Source organism: Pseudoalteromonas sp. SWYJZ12 (genome assembly GCF_015864395.1).
Taxonomy (GTDB): domain Bacteria; phylum Pseudomonadota; class Gammaproteobacteria; order Enterobacterales; family Alteromonadaceae; genus Pseudoalteromonas; species Pseudoalteromonas arctica.
In genome coordinates this window covers 43,171-61,153 of record NZ_JADYXH010000001.1, presented here as the reverse complement: position 1 = coordinate 61,153, position 17,983 = coordinate 43,171, and the positions used below count along the sequence as shown (strand labels likewise).

The 17,983-nt window shown below is 40.6% G+C and carries 16 protein-coding genes; 8 read left to right on the top strand and 8 right to left on the bottom strand.

The features are described 5' to 3' along the window. Positions 1 to 156 precede the first annotated feature (156 nt). Positions 157 to 1,161 (bottom strand): nuclease-related domain-containing protein, encoded by a 1,005-nt coding sequence (locus I6F42_RS00260; RefSeq protein ID WP_197149854.1) that lies wholly within the window; start codon positions 1,159 to 1,161, stop codon positions 157 to 159. Between the two features lie 418 nt (positions 1,162 to 1,579). Between I6F42_RS00260 and I6F42_RS00255 the strand changes: the two genes are divergently transcribed. From I6F42_RS00255 to I6F42_RS00235, 5 genes are all read left to right on the top strand, one after another. Beyond that, positions 1,580 to 2,065 carry a hypothetical protein gene (locus I6F42_RS00255; protein WP_197149852.1) on the top strand — a complete coding sequence of 162 codons (486 nt, stop codon included), beginning with the start codon at positions 1,580 to 1,582 and terminating at the stop codon, positions 2,063 to 2,065. 2 nt (positions 2,066 to 2,067) lie between these two features. Further along, the gene (locus tag I6F42_RS00250) at positions 2,068 to 3,201 is read left to right on the top strand and encodes a DUF1570 domain-containing protein (protein WP_197149849.1); all 1,134 of its coding nucleotides are present in this window, start codon (positions 2,068 to 2,070) and stop codon (positions 3,199 to 3,201) included. 272 nt (positions 3,202 to 3,473) lie between these two features. Further along, positions 3,474 to 3,800, top strand: coding sequence for a helix-turn-helix domain-containing protein (locus I6F42_RS00245; protein WP_029753647.1), 327 nt, complete (start codon positions 3,474 to 3,476; stop codon positions 3,798 to 3,800). Next, complete coding sequence (locus I6F42_RS20125) at positions 3,784 to 4,095, top strand: hypothetical protein (protein ID WP_024608473.1); 312 nt, start codon at positions 3,784 to 3,786, stop codon at positions 4,093 to 4,095. The genes I6F42_RS00245 and I6F42_RS20125 overlap by 17 nt, the downstream gene beginning before the upstream one ends. A 415-nt stretch (positions 4,096 to 4,510) precedes the next feature. Then, a complete protein-coding gene (locus I6F42_RS00235; RefSeq protein ID WP_197149845.1) occupies positions 4,511 to 5,605 on the top strand; it encodes a Fic family protein in 1,095 nt (364 codons plus the stop codon). Between the two features lie 335 nt (positions 5,606 to 5,940). Here I6F42_RS00235 and I6F42_RS00230 read toward each other — a convergent pair whose 3' ends face one another. Then, a complete protein-coding gene (locus I6F42_RS00230; RefSeq protein ID WP_197149842.1) occupies positions 5,941 to 7,440 on the bottom strand; it encodes a DUF2235 domain-containing protein in 1,500 nt (499 codons plus the stop codon). Positions 7,441 to 7,538: 98 nt separating this feature from the next. Next, positions 7,539 to 8,843: an NAD(P)/FAD-dependent oxidoreductase gene (locus I6F42_RS00225; RefSeq protein ID WP_197149838.1), complete on the bottom strand. Its 1,305-nt coding sequence runs from the start codon at positions 8,841 to 8,843 to the stop codon at positions 7,539 to 7,541. Positions 8,844 to 9,090: 247 nt separating this feature from the next. On the opposite strand from I6F42_RS00225, the gene I6F42_RS00220 reads away from it, so the two are divergent. Together I6F42_RS00220 and I6F42_RS00215 are read left to right on the top strand one after the other, a co-directional pair. Continuing rightward, the gene (locus tag I6F42_RS00220) at positions 9,091 to 11,019 is read left to right on the top strand and encodes an ATP-dependent DNA helicase RecQ (protein ID WP_197149833.1); all 1,929 of its coding nucleotides are present in this window, start codon (positions 9,091 to 9,093) and stop codon (positions 11,017 to 11,019) included. Between the two features lie 45 nt (positions 11,020 to 11,064). After that, entirely contained in the window at positions 11,065 to 11,373 is a 309-nt protein-coding gene (locus I6F42_RS00215; RefSeq protein ID WP_010554993.1) for a YkgJ family cysteine cluster protein, read from the top strand. Between the two features lie 71 nt (positions 11,374 to 11,444). Here I6F42_RS00215 and I6F42_RS00210 read toward each other — a convergent pair whose 3' ends face one another. The 4 genes from I6F42_RS00210 to I6F42_RS00195 all read right to left on the bottom strand — a co-directional run bounded on the left by I6F42_RS00210 (position 11,445) and on the right by I6F42_RS00195 (position 15,667). Further along, positions 11,445 to 13,064, bottom strand: coding sequence for a methyl-accepting chemotaxis protein (locus tag I6F42_RS00210; RefSeq protein WP_197149831.1), 1,620 nt, complete (start codon positions 13,062 to 13,064; stop codon positions 11,445 to 11,447). 224 nt (positions 13,065 to 13,288) lie between these two features. Continuing rightward, positions 13,289 to 13,906 carry a glutathione S-transferase family protein gene (locus I6F42_RS00205; protein ID WP_010554991.1) on the bottom strand — a complete coding sequence of 206 codons (618 nt, stop codon included), beginning with the start codon at positions 13,904 to 13,906 and terminating at the stop codon, positions 13,289 to 13,291. Positions 13,907 to 13,956: 50 nt separating this feature from the next. After that, positions 13,957 to 14,985, bottom strand: a complete 1,029-nt coding sequence (locus I6F42_RS00200; protein ID WP_169060441.1) for an NADP-dependent oxidoreductase — start codon at positions 14,983 to 14,985, stop codon at positions 13,957 to 13,959. 181 nt (positions 14,986 to 15,166) lie between these two features. After that, positions 15,167 to 15,667 (bottom strand): GNAT family N-acetyltransferase, encoded by a 501-nt coding sequence (locus I6F42_RS00195; protein ID WP_197149826.1) that lies wholly within the window; start codon positions 15,665 to 15,667, stop codon positions 15,167 to 15,169. Between the two features lie 149 nt (positions 15,668 to 15,816). Here I6F42_RS00195 and I6F42_RS00190 point away from each other — a divergent pair, with 149 nt between their 5' ends. Next, positions 15,817 to 17,022, top strand: a complete 1,206-nt coding sequence (locus tag I6F42_RS00190) for an anhydro-N-acetylmuramic acid kinase (protein ID WP_197149824.1) — start codon at positions 15,817 to 15,819, stop codon at positions 17,020 to 17,022. A 307-nt stretch (positions 17,023 to 17,329) separates the two neighbouring features. Here I6F42_RS00190 and I6F42_RS00185 read toward each other — a convergent pair whose 3' ends face one another. Then, complete coding sequence (locus tag I6F42_RS00185) at positions 17,330 to 17,815, bottom strand: hypothetical protein (protein ID WP_010554987.1); 486 nt, start codon at positions 17,813 to 17,815, stop codon at positions 17,330 to 17,332. Between the last annotated feature and the right edge of the window lie 168 nt (positions 17,816 to 17,983).

Genomic DNA, 17,983 nt, shown 5'->3' with positions numbered 1-17,983 from the left:
AAGTAAATTATTTTAAAAGCTACGCTTTTCGCGCGAGCAAGCTGAGCGCCTACAGGTGTTTAGGTGAGCTTTGTAGCGTTGATTGGAGTAATGAGCTAGTTACTATAGAGCTAGTTACTAAAGAGAAAGCGCGATGTAAAATCGCACCTACAAATGCTAAAGCTTAATAGGCGTACTTATCTCACAATCCTTGCATACTAAAGAGTAATTTTCTTTACGTTTGCTTGTTTTAGTATTGGTGCTTGAGCACTCTGGGCATGGTGATTTCATTGGTGTATTTGCACTGCAATTACCGCATTTCACAAAGTAACCATAACGTCCGGAAAGAGGCTGTAAATTACTCGAACTATTACATTGCTTACAAGCTAATGTTATCTCTTTGATTAGATCACTTTTAGGTTTTACTTGTTCAGTAATGGTTTGCTTAGTCGCTATTAAAGCCTCATCGTAAAAAGATTCTGATTCGCTTATCTTTGCAGACACATATGAAGGCTCTTGTAAGTTAGGTGATATATTTTGCTCTAAAATAAACTGGCAAATTCTATCGAGTGTTTCTTCACTGAACCACGGTCGAACGTTCGTTGTAAAAAGATGAAGCGCATTAGGTTTAGACGCAGGAAGCTTCATTATTTCGAGTAATTTATCAGTTATAAATTCTGATTTGACTAACCTGTCTTCAATTGCTTTTGGTGTGTTTTTCCGGTTGATAATGGCGTTGCTGGATATGGCACAAATACTATGCCACTCTCTGCCACCAAAACCCTGTTGCAGCTTGCCAAATAATTTAGTGAGTAGGTTTGGTGCATTGTCGCGCATTAGGCTTTTTAATAGCTCTAGTTGTAATTCAACCTGTTTTATTGGCGATGGCATACCTTGCCAGTTGCCGCGATAACTGCGACTCCATTCTTGATGTTCATTAATCGTTACTTCGCCTGTAATGCTTTTAGATTCGATGAGAATAAAGCCATAGGTGTATGCGATTAGATGGTCTATTTGTGCGGTTTCGCCATTGTGTTTAAATTTCACATCGTTAAACACAAATACCTGACTATGATCTTTAAAGGCGCGGCGTAAATAAAAAGCAACGTCGAGTTCTTGCTTTTGACCTGCTTGTATTTTAGCTGAGTTGCTGTTGATGAGGGTTTTATCTTTTAGAATCATGAGGCGTCCTTTCAATCATGTATTTGCTTAGAATATCATTGAAGTACCGAATAAGAATACTGCTTAAGTTCAAAAAACGCGAGATAAACTCCCACCTACAATTTAAAAGCTTCGCTTTTCGCGCGAGCAAGCTGAGCGCCTACAGGTGTTTAGGCGGGCTTTGTAGCGTTGATTGGGGTAATGAGCTAGTTACTAAAGAGAAAGCGCGATGTAAAATCGCACCTACGGTTTTGTTGAGTGTGGTGGTTTAAATTATTGTGGGTGAGGTTTTATACCTCGCGGGTGCTTTACAAAAACCAAGACACAAGGTGAACTCCCACCCACAGCTTTAATTTTTGCTTTTTGGATTAGTAATGTTGATGTGTTTTTTCACATTTGTAGGTACACTATTTTAAAGTTTTAATTCAGGGAATGAATAATGATTAAATGGATTTTACTGGTATTTATTAGCGTATTTACAACTTTTCCTCAAGCTGGTGAGGCTTACACACAATCCCAATGCGATAGCATTAAAAAGCAGCGCGAAGCTATTCGCCCTCAATTTAGAAGTGGCTACAGTAATAAAGAAGGTGAGCGTTTAACTGCACGCGATAAAGCGCTATTTACCTTACTTGCTAATCACTGCAGTAAGCCTAAAAAGAGTGGCAGTGCTTATCAGGCTACTTCTTCTACCCCAACTCGTACGCCTAATAGCAATTGGTTACTCAATCAAAAAGTGTCAAACATGTCTTTGCACAGCGATAGCTATAAAGATGCCGCTAAGCTTGATGCTTGGTCAAAATTTTATAAATTGCCTAAACGTTGCCGTAAAAAAGGGATGGAGTCGGCCGACTTTGTATGGTGTAGCGAGTATCGGGGTAAGCAAAAAGAGTTATTTGAAGCACAGTGGCAAGGGCGCCCATAAATATGTTCAAAACAAAATTACGTGTGGTGTTTGTATTTTTTGTGCTGCTAATTGCATCGGCGCTCATAGCTAATCATTTTACTGGGCGGGTATTTAATTATCATGATCCTATAGGCGAGGTTAAACGAATTTATAGTAGTTTATCGTCGCAGGTAGCTACTGAACCGTTAGCAACTAAACAGCTCAAAAATGTAAGCTCGGCAACTTTACAAAATGTATCAGTATCTGCCGATAATCATTTATCGCAAGCTAACAATACGCGCTGCGTGGATGTGTCGTTGGGTAAGGTTAAATATAAACGAAGTGGCGATATATTTACATGGACAGACAGTGACGGGGTGCCGCATTTTAGTGATAAAAAACCGGACTTCGCAGTAGCAACTTACGATACAGGTTTTATTGAACCGTTAGATTACTTTGACCTAACTTTAAATACGCCTAATTTACCTTCGTCATTTAACCAAGAGTTACGCATAAAACTCAATACTGTATTTAAGGTATATGGACAGATTATTGGCGTGCATGCACTTAAAAAGGTAAAGCTTAATTTAACGGTATTGCCTACGCGTGGTACTTATGAGGCCGCAATTAAGCAACGCGGTGGTGACTCTACAAACACTGCGGGTATGTATTTTCACGCGAGTAATTCTGCTTTTATTCATTATGATAATGCACACAGTGCAATGCGAACTGCGGTACATGAAGCAGTGCACGCCATTAATAAAGTAGTTTTAGGCTACACCCCGAGATGGTTTAATGAGGGATTTGCAGAATACTTTGAGCTTACTAAAAGTAATATGCAAACAGCTATTGTTGAGTCGAATAGTTCATGGACGAAAAATAACAATATTACTAAAAGTGTATTTTCGATTGATTCGTTAGTGGGTTTGGATGACTCGTGGAAAAAAGGTGATACCAGTAAGCTGTACGCAAGCAGTTGGGCTGCAATTTACTTTTTAATGGATACGCAAGCAGGGCGATCGTTACTTAAGAATATAATGCTTGCTGAGCAAGAATTTCTCTGTAATAAGCTATCTGAAAAGCAATTAAAAACGATGATGTATAAGCAATTTCCTAATCTTAATCGTGAATATTCTCAGAGGTTAAAAAAACTTTTGAAAGCGCATATATTTTAAATAAGGTAAAAGTTTGAAAGCTTCGCTTTTCGCGCGAGCAAGCTTCGCGCCTACAGGTGTTTAGCTTGGCTATTAAGCTCAAAATGTCATTAACTTTCCATAAGTAACTTATGCTTTACTTATGGAGTTGGGTTTTATTTTACTGTCTATAAGTAAGTTAAGGTTTACTTATGGGCAGTAAATATACGTTCAAACTTAAAAGTAAGTTATATTTGACTTTTGGGTGGGCTACCCTAAAATAAATTGTATAAGTAAACTATAGTTGACCTTTAATGAGTGAATTACCAGCAAAAAAAACACTTGGAAGAGTTGTTAAACGCACTGAAATGCCTGATCTATCAAAGCCGTTTTCGTCGGTGCGGCTCGCTAAAGCAATTACTTCAAAGCGAACTGGCATGAAGCTTACGCTGGTTGATGTATCGCAAGCACTTAATATTTCAAAGCCTACGCTGATAAAAATAGAAAAAGGTGATGTGAATGTGCAGTTTTTTAATGTACTCAAAGTGATGGAATACTTGGGGTTGTCGTTTAGCCTTGTCAGTGATGACGAGTCGCACCACAATAACAAGGATGAGGTGAGCGATGAGCAGTGGTATTAAAAAAAATAGCTTAGATGTATTTATTGGGCATACGCAGAAGATAGGTGCGATAGCCCTTGATATAGGCTCTGAAAATGAATTTGCTATTTCACTACCACGGATGCAACTACTTATGAGTCAAACCGTTGACTCTGTATTAGCTGCAATTGATACGGCTAAAGTTTCTGCTGTTAAAAATAACTTGTCTACTGCTGAATTAGCACACATTGATTTGTGCATAAAAATAATTAATAAAGCTGCAAATAAGCTGAGTGAGCAAATAATACAACTACCAAATATGGATGCATTTATTTAAATTTCAGAAAATAAATACACGTATTTTGAGTAAGTAATTCATATTTTGGTTGTCAGCATCAACGCGATATTTGCAAATTTAAATTAAAAGCGCGAGATAAATTCCGGCTTACAATTTAAAAGCTACGCTTTTCGCGCGAGCAAGCTGGGCGCCTACAGGTGTTTAACTTGTCCTTATTTAAAAGCCAAAGCGCGATATAAAATCGCACCTACGCTTTTGTTGAGAGTGGTGTTTGCAATGATGTAGGTGAGGTTTATACCTCGCTTATAAATGGATTGTTTTCACCATTGAAAAATGAATTATTGTTCTGTTTAACGCTTAAAAGTAATGAGGCAATTAACTCTTTTATTCGCCTCATTGCATGAGGCAAATAAATAACATAGACTGAAGCTAATTACCTTTAGGACTAAAGACTATGTGGATATGGCAACAGCAAAATTGGCCAAACTTTACGTGGGATGCTGCAGCGCTTGCTCCTTTACTAAGGGATCTTTCATATAATCAAGGTTTATTAGTAGGGCGTATGGGCGCGCAAAGTGCTCAACAAAAGCAGCAAGCCCTTGATACCTTACTTGCAAATATTATTCACTCCAGTGCGATTGAGGGTGAAAAGCTTAATGCATTTTCGGTTCGCTCTTCGCTTGCTAAAAAGCTCAACATTAATGAGCAACCTTACCCAACAACAGTGCAAAGCGATAATCTTGCAGAGATTATGCTTGATGCAATAAATAACACACACTCACCGCTTAATTTAGAGCGAGTGCTTAATTGGCATCGCTTATTGTTTGCAGGTGAGCAAAGCTTATTTACTAAAATTGAGGGCGGGCAATTGCGTGGTGACGAGCCAATGCAAGTGGTGTCGGGGCGCTTAGATAAACCGGTATTACATTTTACGGCGCCTCCTAAAGAGCGAGTAAATAAAGAGCTTTCGCTATTTTTTAACTGGTTTAAAAAAACGCAAAACGATCCTCAAATAGACCCTTTTATTCGTGCTGCTATCGCACACTTATGGTTTGTAACAATACATCCACTTGAGGATGGTAATGGGCGTATTACACGCCTTATAACCGACCTGGCATTAGCGCAAGAACATGCTGAGTCAATTCGGTTTTACGCTATGTCGGTGGCTATTTTAGAAGACAGAAAAAGCTACTACGAGGTGCTTGAAGCCACTCAACGTGGAGATCTTTGTATTACCCAATGGGTTAAATGGTTTTTACGTACGCTTAATAATGCGATACACCATACGCTAAATAATATTGAGCAAACAATTTTTAAAACCAATTACTGGGCAAGTAAAGATCAAACAAAGTTAGGTGAGCAGCAAGTAAAAGTGCTTAATAAGTTACTTGATGGCCAATTTGAACAGGGTATTAGTGCGAGTCAGTATCAAAAGGTGGCTAAGGTTAGCCGTGCAACCGCAACACGCCATTTATCGGACTTGCAAACGCTTGGATTTTTAACAAAAACCGCCGCAGGTGGGCGTAGTACACGTTACAAAATTGCCTAATGAGGCAATTACTCACATTATTCGCCTCATTACGTGAGGCGAATAGGCGTTTTAAATTGTTACAGGTGAGGTTTTATACCTCGCTTAATGTTTTTATAAAGCCAAAGCGCGATGTAAAATCGCACCTACGGTTCTGTTCAGTGCAGTGGTTTAATTATTGTAGGTGAGATTTTATACCTCGCGGGTGTTTTTATAAGAGCAAAGCGCGATGTAAAATCGCACCTACGGGTTTGTTCAGTGCAGTGGTTTAATTGTTGTAGGTGAGGTTTTATACCTCGCATGGTGTTTTTATAAAGCCAAAGCGCGATGTAAAATCGCACCTACGGTTTAAAAGACTATCCCAACCGCGTTACTTTCACTTTTATTTTACCGGCATTAGCGCCGTAAAAGCGGCTTAGGTCGTTTGCGAATGGGCAAAACTCGCCTGATTTATCTATTTTAATGTCGGCGCCGTTGGCTATTTCAAAAAGGTGGTCGTCGTTTTTATTAATAGCACCAATGAGTGAAAACCATTGTGCGCGAGGGAATCGTCTAAATGGTTCAAGCACAGCCATGGGGATTTCTTTTACGCCAAGTTGTACGTTGTCGCGGTTCCAGCCTAATGGCGTGCACTTTATGCCATCGTCAAACCAATATTGATTTGGGTATGGGGTAAAGCGGTACGTAGCGCCTTGCTCTAGCATGAGGCCTGTTGCGTTGTATTGCTCAGAGGCAAATACCATTACATCTTGGCTTTGGTTAATGCTCAGCACACTCATGTTTTGATTAGCCAGTTCTATATGTTGGCTTAAACCAATAAAGCTAAGTGTGGTGTTGTCGTTGTAGCTAATTTTGTAATGCAGTTTTTTAAGCGATTCTGGGCGGTAGCTGGTTAGCTTATTAATACGTTCGGCTACGCTGTAGTGCACTAAGGGCTCAAGGTTGCTGGCTTCGTCATCAATTAATACATAACACTGCCTATCTACTAATTTAAAAAACGGGTTAAACCAAAAGTAATTTTGTTGGTGACTTAATGCGAGTGGATCGGGCGTTACGGTTACGTCATCTTGTGCTACTAAGTTGCTATCGGGGAGTAGGGTTTCGTAATCTATGTCGTGGCTAGTGAGTAACGATATATTAAGCGGTTGTTCTATTAACCACTCAAGTGCGTAGCGCAAGCTAATATCGGCTAGGCCATCGCGGTAGTAACCGCCGCCAATGTCTGAATGCGCACCTGCAAACCATAGCTCGGTAATATTGTTTTGATGGTTCATGAGTGTGGGTTCAAAGGCGCGGCGTTTTTCGTCAAGGGCTACGCAGTGCAGCGCGTGAGTAATATTGTTGGCAATGGTGTGGTTTTCAAAAATAACGTGTTCTGCGCCGCGTGTAGCTTTACTTACTTTTGACAAGCCAATAGAGGCGACGGTATCAAACACACATACATACACGTTGTTGCTTATTAAGGGCTTTAAACATTTAGCAAAACGTCTGGCAAGCGCAGCGCCTCGGCTAAAGCCCGTTAGCAGTATGGTATCGCCCATTAGGTAGTGAGCTTTAAAGTCGCTTAACGCTTGATTTAAAATACTGGCTACGTCGTCACCACGAGGTGCAAGGGTTTGGTTTAAAATGCGTTTAAGGCGGCTGCCTTTAGTGCCAATACCCTGATAATAAAAACTGAGTTGGTTAGCAAAAGGAGTAATGGGGGAGTCTTCTAATTTACCGCCAAGCAGTAAATGCAGTTTTAGAATGTTGGTAATATTAGAGTCTTCTTTAAAATGATCTGAGCTAAATTGTTCTGCGTCACGGGGCTCGTTTCCTGTGCCGTCAAAGTTAAAAATTAGCGTTTTACCCGTCATAACCCAATTCCCTTAGTTGTTTTAAATACCCTACACAGACAATGTTAAAAATTAAAGACAGTGATAACGCTCACTGTCTTTAATTTAGTATATATAGATTAGTGCAATTTCATTTTAGGACGCACTACACGCAACACTTTTTCGCTTATCCATAATGCAAAGGTTTTTGCGCTGCCATGTATGGCGCGTTGGTGCATACGATATAAAGATATATACATAAAGCGGGCAATTTTACCTTCAATAAAAAAGGTATTGCTGGTTAGGTTACCCATTAAGTTACCTACAGTGCTGTAGCTTGATAAGTTAACCAACGAGCCATGGTCGCTGTATTTAAAGCCGCGTAGTGGTTGCTGCTTTAATGTTGCGATTAGGTTTTTTTCGACGCATAACGCCATTTGATGCGCCGATTGTGCACGAGGTGGTACTTGCTTGCCGTCGGCTTGGGTAAATGCGCAGCAATCGCCTAATACAAAAATGCTTTCGTCAACGGTGCTTTGTAAAAACTCATTTACTTGAATTTGATTGCTACGAGTAAGCTCAAAAACACCTAAGTCTTTAATAAAATCAGGTGCTTTTACGCCTGCCGCCCACACCATTATATCGGCATCAATGTGTTCTTCATCTTTGGTGATAAAGCCTTGTGCGGTGCCTTCTTTTACCTGAGTTTGCACGCGCACGTTTACGCCAAGCTTTAATAGCTCGCGTTTGGCACTTACGGCAATACGCTCAGGTAATGCAGGTAAAATACGCGGGCCAGCTTCAATTAAATGAATGTGTAAACGCTTAGACGACATATTTGTTAAACCATAAAGCTTTAATAGCTCAGACACATGGTAAAGCTCAGCTGAGAGTTCAACACCGGTAGCACCGCCGCCAACAATTGCAATATTAAGTGATTGCTGTTGGTTGTCGTCTTGGTGAAGGCGCGTAAAGCTATCTAATAATGAGTGCTGAAAGCGCTCTGCTTGTTGGCTTGAATCTAAAAAGTAGCAATGCTCTTTTATACCTGGGGTATTAAAGTCGTTACTTACGCTGCCAATGGCAATAACAAGGTGATCGTAACGAACTGTACGGCCAGGTAAAATAGTGTGGCCTAACTCGTCGTTAAGTGGGGAGAGGGTAATTGTTTTATTGCTTTGGTCTATATTGCAAAAAGTACCAAGTTGAAAACGATAATGATGTTTTGCGGCATGGGCTGAATACACAACGCCATCTAAATCAGGGTCAATAGAGCCTGTCGCTACTTCGTGCAGTAACGGCTTCCATATGTGGGTACGGTTTTTGTCTATTAACAGTATATCTGCTTGTTTTTTTTTCCCTAGCTTATGCCCCAGTTGGGTTGCAAGTTCTAATCCGCCAGCACCACCGCCAATAACGACGATTTTAGGTATTGTAATACTCATAACGTTGCCCTTAAAAATAATATACCCAAGTGATCTGTATTTTTTATTAGTTTTTTAAGGTGACTTGGGTATCAATAAATTATTTTGGCAACAAGTAGTTACTACTCATTTTATGGGTGCCTAGTTTGCGCCTAAATAAAGGATATGTCAGCAAAAAATGATGATCAAAGGTATATAAGTTATACTCACTTTCTTATCGCCTAGCTGTGCAGTTAAATAGCTGTTTAAAAACATCAAAAGGACATTTATGACCACGCCACTAATTCAATCACTTGAGCAGCATTTTGGTTTTAGCCAATTTAGAACAGGGCAACAACAAACTATAGAGCAGCTTTTAAATGGTCAATCGTCGTTGGCTATATTTCCGACCGGCTCGGGTAAATCGTTGTGCTATCAATTAACTGCGTTGCATTTACCAAATTTAACCTTAGTGGTTTCGCCTTTACTTGCATTGATGAAAGATCAAATTAGCTTTTTAAATAGCAAAGGTATTTACGCGGCAAGCCTTGATTCGAGCCAAGATCAAATGCAAAGCAGCACCGTAATGAATGATGTGCGAAATGGTAAAATTAAAGTATTAATGGTGTCGGTTGAGCGTTTTAAAAACGAGCGTTTTAGAGAGTTTATAAGCCAAGTGGCGCTTTCGATGTTAGTGGTAGACGAAGCGCACTGTATATCTGAGTGGGGTCATAACTTTAGACCCGATTACCTTAAACTACCGCGTTACCGCGAAGAGCTTAATATTCCTTTAGTGTTGTTACTTACTGCAACGGCCACTAAAAAAGTAAAACGCGATATGGCAGAGCGATTTGCTATTGCGCCTGAGTGCATTGTGCAAACGGGTTTTTACCGCGCTAATTTAGATTTAAGCGTGTTGAGCGTTAAAACCGCCGATAAAAACACCGAGCTTACCAACATTGTGCGCGCGCAAAATGGCCCAGGTATTGTGTATGTAACGCTACAGCAAAGCGCTGAGCAAGTCGCTAATGTGCTAAGTGCGCAAGGTGTGCATGCCGTTGCTTACCATGCTGGGCTTGAAGATACGCTACGCTGGCAAATTCAAGATGACTTTATGGGCGGTAAAATTAACGTTGTTGTGGCAACTATAGCCTTTGGTATGGGCGTTGATAAATCTGATATTCGCTTTGTTATACATTACGACTTACCAAAATCGATAGAAAACTACAGCCAAGAAATTGGCCGAGCAGGGCGCGATGGCAATCCATCAAACTGCTACACCCTTGCTAATTTAGACGGGCTCAATACGGTAGAAAACTTTGTATATGGCGACACCCCTGAGCTTAGCGGTATTGAATACGTAATTAACGATATTCGCCAAAGCCACCAGCAATGGGAAATGCAAGAATACAGCTTATCGAGTGAAAGTAATATTAGACAATTGGCCCTTAAAACCTTGTTAGTACAGCTTGAAATGCAAGGCGCAATAACGCCGCAATATGCTTACTACGCCGATTTTAAATACAAATTTTTGGTTGATAAAAACGAATTGCTTGGCCATTTTGATGAGCAACGCCAAGCGTTTTTAACACAAATATTTAGCCATACCGATTTTAAAAAAATATGGGGCACGCTAAATTTTGACTCCCTTACACAAGCTGCACAGGTTGATCGAAAACGTGTAGTAGCTGCCCTTGATTACCTAGCCGAAAAAAACCTAATAACGCTTGAAACCAAACGTATTACCCAAGTATATAAAGTGCATGAAGAGATTATAAATAACCCTGAACTTGCCCAGCAACTTCACGACTACTTTACCGACAAAGAACAAGCCGAAATTAAACGTATTGCTGCACTGGTACGCTTTTTTGAACTACAAAGCTGCTTAAGCTATAACTTGGCGCGCTATTTTGACGATCAAAATGCACCTGAGCAATGTGGGCATTGTAGTGTGTGTAGAGGTCATGCGGTTAAGCTTGAATACTCTATAGAGCCTGCATATATTGACGAGCAACTTATTTATCAAAAGGTAGATGATTTTTTAGCGCATATGGCAGGCAAAGGTAATCATAATGTGGGTATTGAAACCCAATGCCGCTTTTTAGCAGGGATGAGTGTGCCGTTATTTGCACGTAATAAAGTGCGCCAGCTGAGTGGTTTTGCGCTGTGCGAGCAAATGCGTTACAGCGGTATTAAAGCAAAACTACTAGCGCGTTAAATTAGTTACTGTATCCTAGTGGCTTATTCAAAAAAGTAAGCCACTATGCCTCATATTGTTATCCCCGTTGAAAATATTTCTACTACCCCAGAGCCCGTTACGTGTGCTAACTGCCAAGCCTGTTGTTGCCAATTAGAAGTGCGCATAGTAACCGACACCGGCGTGCCTTTTAACTATATAGAATACGATAAATGGGGCAGCGAAGTAATGAAACGCGCTGACGACGGCTGGTGCCAAGCACTCGACCGCAATACGCTTATGTGCTCTATTTACGAAAACCGCCCATTAGTTTGCCGCGAGTTTGAAATGGCGTCGGGTGAGTGTATTACCGAGCGCGATTTAGCAGGTATATAGTCCGCTATTATTAAAGTACATAAACAACAAAGGGGCTTAAAAGCCCCTTTGTTTATTACTTACTATAAAAATTAAACTTTAAAGTAGCTAATATACTTTTTAAGTGTGTTTGAAAGGTCAGCTAATGCAACGGCTTCTTGTGCGTTACTGTTAAGCGACATGCTGGTTTCTTTGGACATACTGGCAATTTCTTCAACGCCGGTACTAATTTGCGCCACGGTGGCTACTTGGTTTGATGTTGATTCAACAATTTCAAGCACGTTACTTAATGAATCGTTAGCTTGTTGCTGTATTTGATGCAGTAACTCGTTTGCTTCGTGAGTAAGCGTTAGGCCATTTTCTACTTGTGGTACTGTGGTTTCCATAGCTGTTACCGACGCTTGCGTGTTTTCTTGTACTTGCAAAATCATCTTTTCGATATCGCCAGTTGCATCACCAGTACGCTGGGCAAGTTGCCTTACTTCGTCAGCAACAACAGCAAACCCTCGGCCTGTTTCGCCTGCTCTTGCAGCTTCTATTGCTGCATTTAGTGCAAGCAAGTTTGTTTGATCAGAAATACTGCGGATCACACTTAAAATATCGCCAATGTGTTTTACATGTTCTTGCAGCACGTTTACTTGGGTAACTGTGGCTTTTACGGTTACTGAAATTTGCTCAATTTCGGCCGCTACTTTTTGCACTGCAATACTACCTTGCTGCGATAATTGCGCGGTTATTTTTGAGTTATCTTCTGTTTGCCTAACTGAGTCGGCTACAGCATGGATACTGCGGCTCATTTCTTCTAGGCTACTTACTGCGGAGTTTGTATAAGTTACTTGTGCGTCAGCGGCACTAAGTGCTTGCTGCGAGCCAGATGCTACGCTTGCAGAGTGCGTAGAAAGCTCTTCAGATGAGTTAATAATGCTATCTACAATGGTTTTTAATTTAGATTGCATAACCCCTACAGAAGCCATCATGCTATTTGGGCAACACGACTGTACATCGCCTCTTAAATCGCCTTGCGCAATAAGGGCAATTACTTCAGCGGCTTCTTGTGGTTCGCCACCTACTGAATTTCTGATCAGTTGGCTAATAACATACGCAACGCTTATGCCTATTAAAAAGGCAAGTGCGGTGAGCGAAATCATCCAAATTTTAAACGAGCTGGCAATATCGAGAGTATCAATAGTGGTGGTTTGATTTGCTTGCTCTTGCAGGTTTATAAATTGGTTTATAACATTTAGCCACTGGGTAAACGCAGGGCGCGCATCGGTTAATAAAATGCGCTCAGCTTCGTTTAGGTTTCCTGCATTTTTAGCGTTTATTACACCTTGAATGAAAGGTTGAGTGCGCTGCTCTATTTGATTTATTTTATTAATTAGAGCGCGCTCTTCATTATTCATATCACCCATTAGCTCGGCCATAGACCGGCTTGACGTTTGGTAAAATGCGTTTAGCTCTTTTATGCTCTTTAACACGGTGCTTAAACTGCTTTGATCGGTAATTAGCACTACATCGCGCACGGCTATTGCTCTGTCGTGTACGCTGCCTCTAAAGTTAATTGCGTAACGTTGCTTTACCGAATTTACGTCGGTCATGTGGGTAATGTTATTATTAATGAGGCTAACGCGCGAAATGCCAATAATGGTTAAAATAAGCATCATTGATAAAATTACGCCAAAGCCGGTCGTTAAACGCATGTTTATGGTCATGGTTGATCCCAAGTGTGAGTCAATACGCGCAAGAGCAGCTTGTATTATTAGTGATTATTCTAAAACAATAGCAGCATTATGCCTTATTAATTAAAGTTTTATTAGCAATAAGGGATTGTTTGTTAATTTAGTTTACAAGCGTAACTTTAATGAGGAGTGTTTTTCAGGCATTAAAAAAGGGGCTAAATGCCCCTTAGTGTTATATAAAAATATTATACAAAAGTTTAGTCGTACTTTGCTTCTAGCTCATTAGCTGTATGAAACTTCTCATGGCTTTGTAATTGCTCGTCGTATTTAACGAGGTTTTTAAAGTGCGCTAATTGACCTGAGTTTTTAACTATTTCAACAATAAACGACATCATAAAGTCAGCGCCCGTTAGGGTATCGCCCACTAAATAACGTTTACCTTCAAGGCGGTCGTTAAAGTAGCTAATTACTTTAGCTGTTTCAGCGTCGGCATAGCCTTCTAAAAACTGCGTTTTAGCGCCGTCTTTTAGTACAAACATTTTAAGTAAAAGCGGTAAAATTGCTGAGCTTTCTGCAAAGTGCAGCCATTGCTGATAGTCAACATATTCAGCGGTATCTACTTTTGGAGCAAATTTACCGTTACCGTATTTGGTAATAAGGTAGTCGGTAATAGCGCCTGATTCAGCAATAATTAAACCGCCATCTTCAATTACCGGTGACTTACCAAGTTGATGAATATGCTTTAGTTCGTCAGGAGCTAGGAAGGTGTCTTTATTACGCTGATAAGCCACAATTTCGTAGTCAACATTTAGCTCTTCTAAAAGCCAAATTACGCGTTTAGAACGTGATTTATTTAAATGGTGTAGTTTGATCATGTCAGTCCTTTTGTGGCTTGTAAGGGCTTAGCCTTACAAGCCGTTTAAAATTAAAGTGGGTTATTAATTTTAACCACAGTTTTACCAAAGTTTTTACCGCATATCATATCGTTGAACGCGCCTACTGTATTTTCGATGCCTTCTACCATGTGCTCACGGTATTGAATTTTTCCGTCTTGTAGCCATTTTTGCATGTCTTGTGCAAACTCGTCGTAACGGTCGCCGTAATCATCAAAAATGATAAAGCCTTGCATTTTAATACGCTTAGTAAGCAATTGACCCATTAGCATACCTAAACGGTCTGGGCCTTCTGGCAAGCTAGTAGCGTTATATTGCGATACTAAACCACACAATGGTACGCGCGCTGCGGTATTTAGTAATGGTAGTACGGCGTCGAATACTTTACCGCCCACATTTTCGTAGTAAACATCAATGCCTTTATCACAGGCTTTTTCTAACTGCTCTGCAAAGTCATCAGCTTTGTGATCAATACAGGCATCAAACCCTAGTTTTTCAACGGCGTGTGCACATTTTTCGCTACCACCAGCAACACCCACTACTTTACAGCCTTTAATTTTAGCTATTTGACCAACCGTTGCACCTACTGGGCCTGTTGCTGCTGCAACAACTACGGTTTCGCCTTCTTTAGGCTGGCCAATATCAAGTAAACCCATGTAAGCAGTAAAGCCAGGCATACCCATAATACCTAATGCGTATGAAGGGTTTGCAGGCTCTTTACCTAACTGCATTAAGCCTTCGCCGTCGGTAATGGCGTAGTCTTGCCAACCTGTGTAGGCAAGTACCCATTCGCCTTCGTTAAACTTATCGTTTTTAGACTCTTCTACTTGGCACACAGTTGCGCCAACCATTACATCGCCAATATTAACAGGGTCAGCGTACGACTTAGCATCGCTCATACGACCACGCATATACGGGTCTAGCGATAGGTAAATAGTGCGTAGTAAAACTTCGCCGTCTTTTAATGCAGGAAGCTCTACCGTTTTTAATTTAAAGTTTTCATCTGTTGGAGCGCCATTAGGGCGTGATTCAAGAGTAAGTTGGCGACTAGTCGTAGACATAAAAGATCTCCTATTAATATAAATAAACTACTTACCGAATGTTTACGCTTTAAAAATCGTGTTCAGCTAAACAATAATGCGCGGCTAAGCAGTATGAATATGTACAATGCGTACCTTAATAAAGGAGTTTTGGGCGGGTGGTTGATAATTCAAGCTTTGCAGAGTATTTATTCTAAATGGTTTATTTTAGCTTGCTAAAAATATGGCTATTGTAAAACACCCCGTTTTTATAAATGGCCTGTTTAAGCACAGCCTCTTGCTCAAAGCCACTTTTAATAAGTGCTTTCATAGAGCCGGTATTACCAGCAAACACAGCGCCAAAAATTCTGTTTATGTGTGAGTTTGCAAACGCTTCATTGCATATAAGTTCAATAGCGCGAGTAATAATACCTTGCCCCCAATAGGCTTTATTTAGCCAATAACCAATTTCGCCACTGTGGCTGTATTCAAATTCGCCGGGAGTTATGCCAATACAGCCGGCAAATTGCCCATTAACCTCAATGGCCTTAGCCGTTGCATCAATTACGCCGTTTTTTGAGCCTTGGTTTATCCACCAATCAGCATCGGCTTGCGTATACGGAAACGGAATTTTTGACGATAAATAACGCGTTACCTGTTCATCATTTAGGGTGCTAATAATAAAAGGCGCGTCTTGGGCTTTAAACTCTCTGAGGGTGATCATATTTTTTCATAAATTTTTAGTATGCACACTAACTTAACAATCATTTTAACGTTAAACAATCAGAACCTAAATTAAACGGTTTACGGCTATTACTTTGTTTTAAAGTCCTCTAATATAAGCAAAATATTACACCTATTTTAGATGCCATTATGCACCCTCACATTAAAGCTCTTTATAACAGCGCCCAAAAACCAAGCCGTTTAATTATTGGTTTAATGAGCGGTACTTCGTTGGACGGGCTTGATGTTGCACTGTGTAAAGTAACGGGCGCAGGCTTAAATACACACATTGAGGTTTTAAATTTTACCACTGTTGACTACAACGACGATTATAAAACTAAAATAAAGCAGGTATTTGCTAAGCGAGAATGTGATTTAGAGCTTGTTACTTTACTGCACCCGTGGGTAGGTAAACTCCATGGCGATATGGTTAACCAGTGCTTACATACTTGGCAAATAAACCCGGCAAGTATTGATGTAATAGCGAGCCACGGGCAAACCATTTACCACTGCCCGCAGTCGCAGCATAACCACAAAAGCTTTACTAATGGCACCTTACAAATTGGCGATAGCGACCAAATAGCCGTTACTACGGGTATTACAACCATTGGTGATTTTAGGCAAAAACACATAGCCGCAGGGGGCGAGGGCGCACCGCTTGCTGTGTATGGCGATTATTTGTATTTTTCGAGCGCTGTTGAGAGTCGGGTTTTGCTAAATATGGGCGGCATAGCTAACTTAACGTTTTTACCCAAAAATGGTGATGCAAACGGAGTGTTTAGCTCCGACATTGGCCCCGGTAATACCATTATGGATGCCTACGTACAGCAACATTTTAAAGATATGCATTATGACGATGGCGCAAAAATAGCAAAAGCAGGCAAGGTAAATACACCATTATTAAATGCATTATGTAATAACGCATTTTTTAAACTCCCAATGCCTAAAACCACAGGGCCAGAGGTATTTAACTTAGCGTATTTAAACGCCGCACAGCAGGTTACAAATACTCACCATTTAAGCCATGAAGATGTAATGGCCACCTTAAATACCTTTACTGCAACCGTTATAGCAAACGCATTAAACGAGTGTGCGGAGCGCGAACAAAATTGTGTGGTGTATGCAAGTGGTGGGGGTATTCACAACCCATTACTAATGGCGCAACTTACAGCGCTTTGCCCACGTATTAAGGCTTTTAAAAATACCGACGATTTAGGTATAAACCCCGACGCAAAAGAGGCCGTGTTATTTGCTATTTTAGCAAACGAATGCCTAGCCGGAGAGCAGCAACACCTAAGTAACACCGCACAAGGTATTGCGGGAGTTACTATGGGTAAAGTAAGTTTTGCAGACTAGGGCGTGTTGGTCTTTGTGGATTGAAATTTGTTCAATCTAGGGGCGATTAAATCGCGGCGCGAGGTTTGTAACCTAGTGGGCTAAGTAAAAACCGAGCAACAAAGAGTTAATCGTCCCTAGAAAGAACCCAAAGGGCAGTGCATGTTTGGTATTTATGCTGCGTTATCGCCTATTTATGGGGAATAACCACACTACATAGGCTCTGCCTTGCCTAAAACCCAAACATACTGCTGTAAATTCACCCACCAAAGTTCAACACGCCCTAATAACTGATAAGTAGTGCCGCGTAATTTAAGTGCAGCCAGCATTAAAACAGCGATAAAAACGTAGAACCCATACTCGCAAAGTAGCTACGAACGCCCTGTGACTTGGTATGTTCAGTTTTTATTTGCTCAGGAATATAGCCTTGCTCAAATGCTTTAATGTATACATCGAGTTGTTGGCTTTCTTTTAAAGTCGTGTTTTTTCCATGCAGCATCATTTGCACTACAAAACACTGGCTTTGTGTAATGTTACTTAAAGTTAGGTTTACAGTACCAGATTCAAGGTCTGCATTGCTCAGCGTTTTTTCAGTAAAATACTGCGCCCCACGCGCACTGGGCTGCGTTGCACTTAGTGAAATAACATCGCTCTCATTTGCGCCATCAGGCAACACACACTGCAGCGTAATGTTATGCGCAGCATTGGCTTTTAGCGATAGCTTTTCATATTCCATAGCGTGGCTCATCGCCGCAGACATAGAATCATCAAATGATTGCAGTGCAAATGTTAGTTGCACTAAGGGTGTACTCATCTTACTTAGTCTTCTTGAGTCTATTCATTTATCGGATAGAGATTATCGCGGATCAAAGTTACAGATTTATGACTAATTGCATTAATTAGTACAATTATTGAGTGGTTTGATCAAAGATGATCTTTGTTGAAGTTCTATAATGCTAGAAGGTGATCCCAGGTGATATTT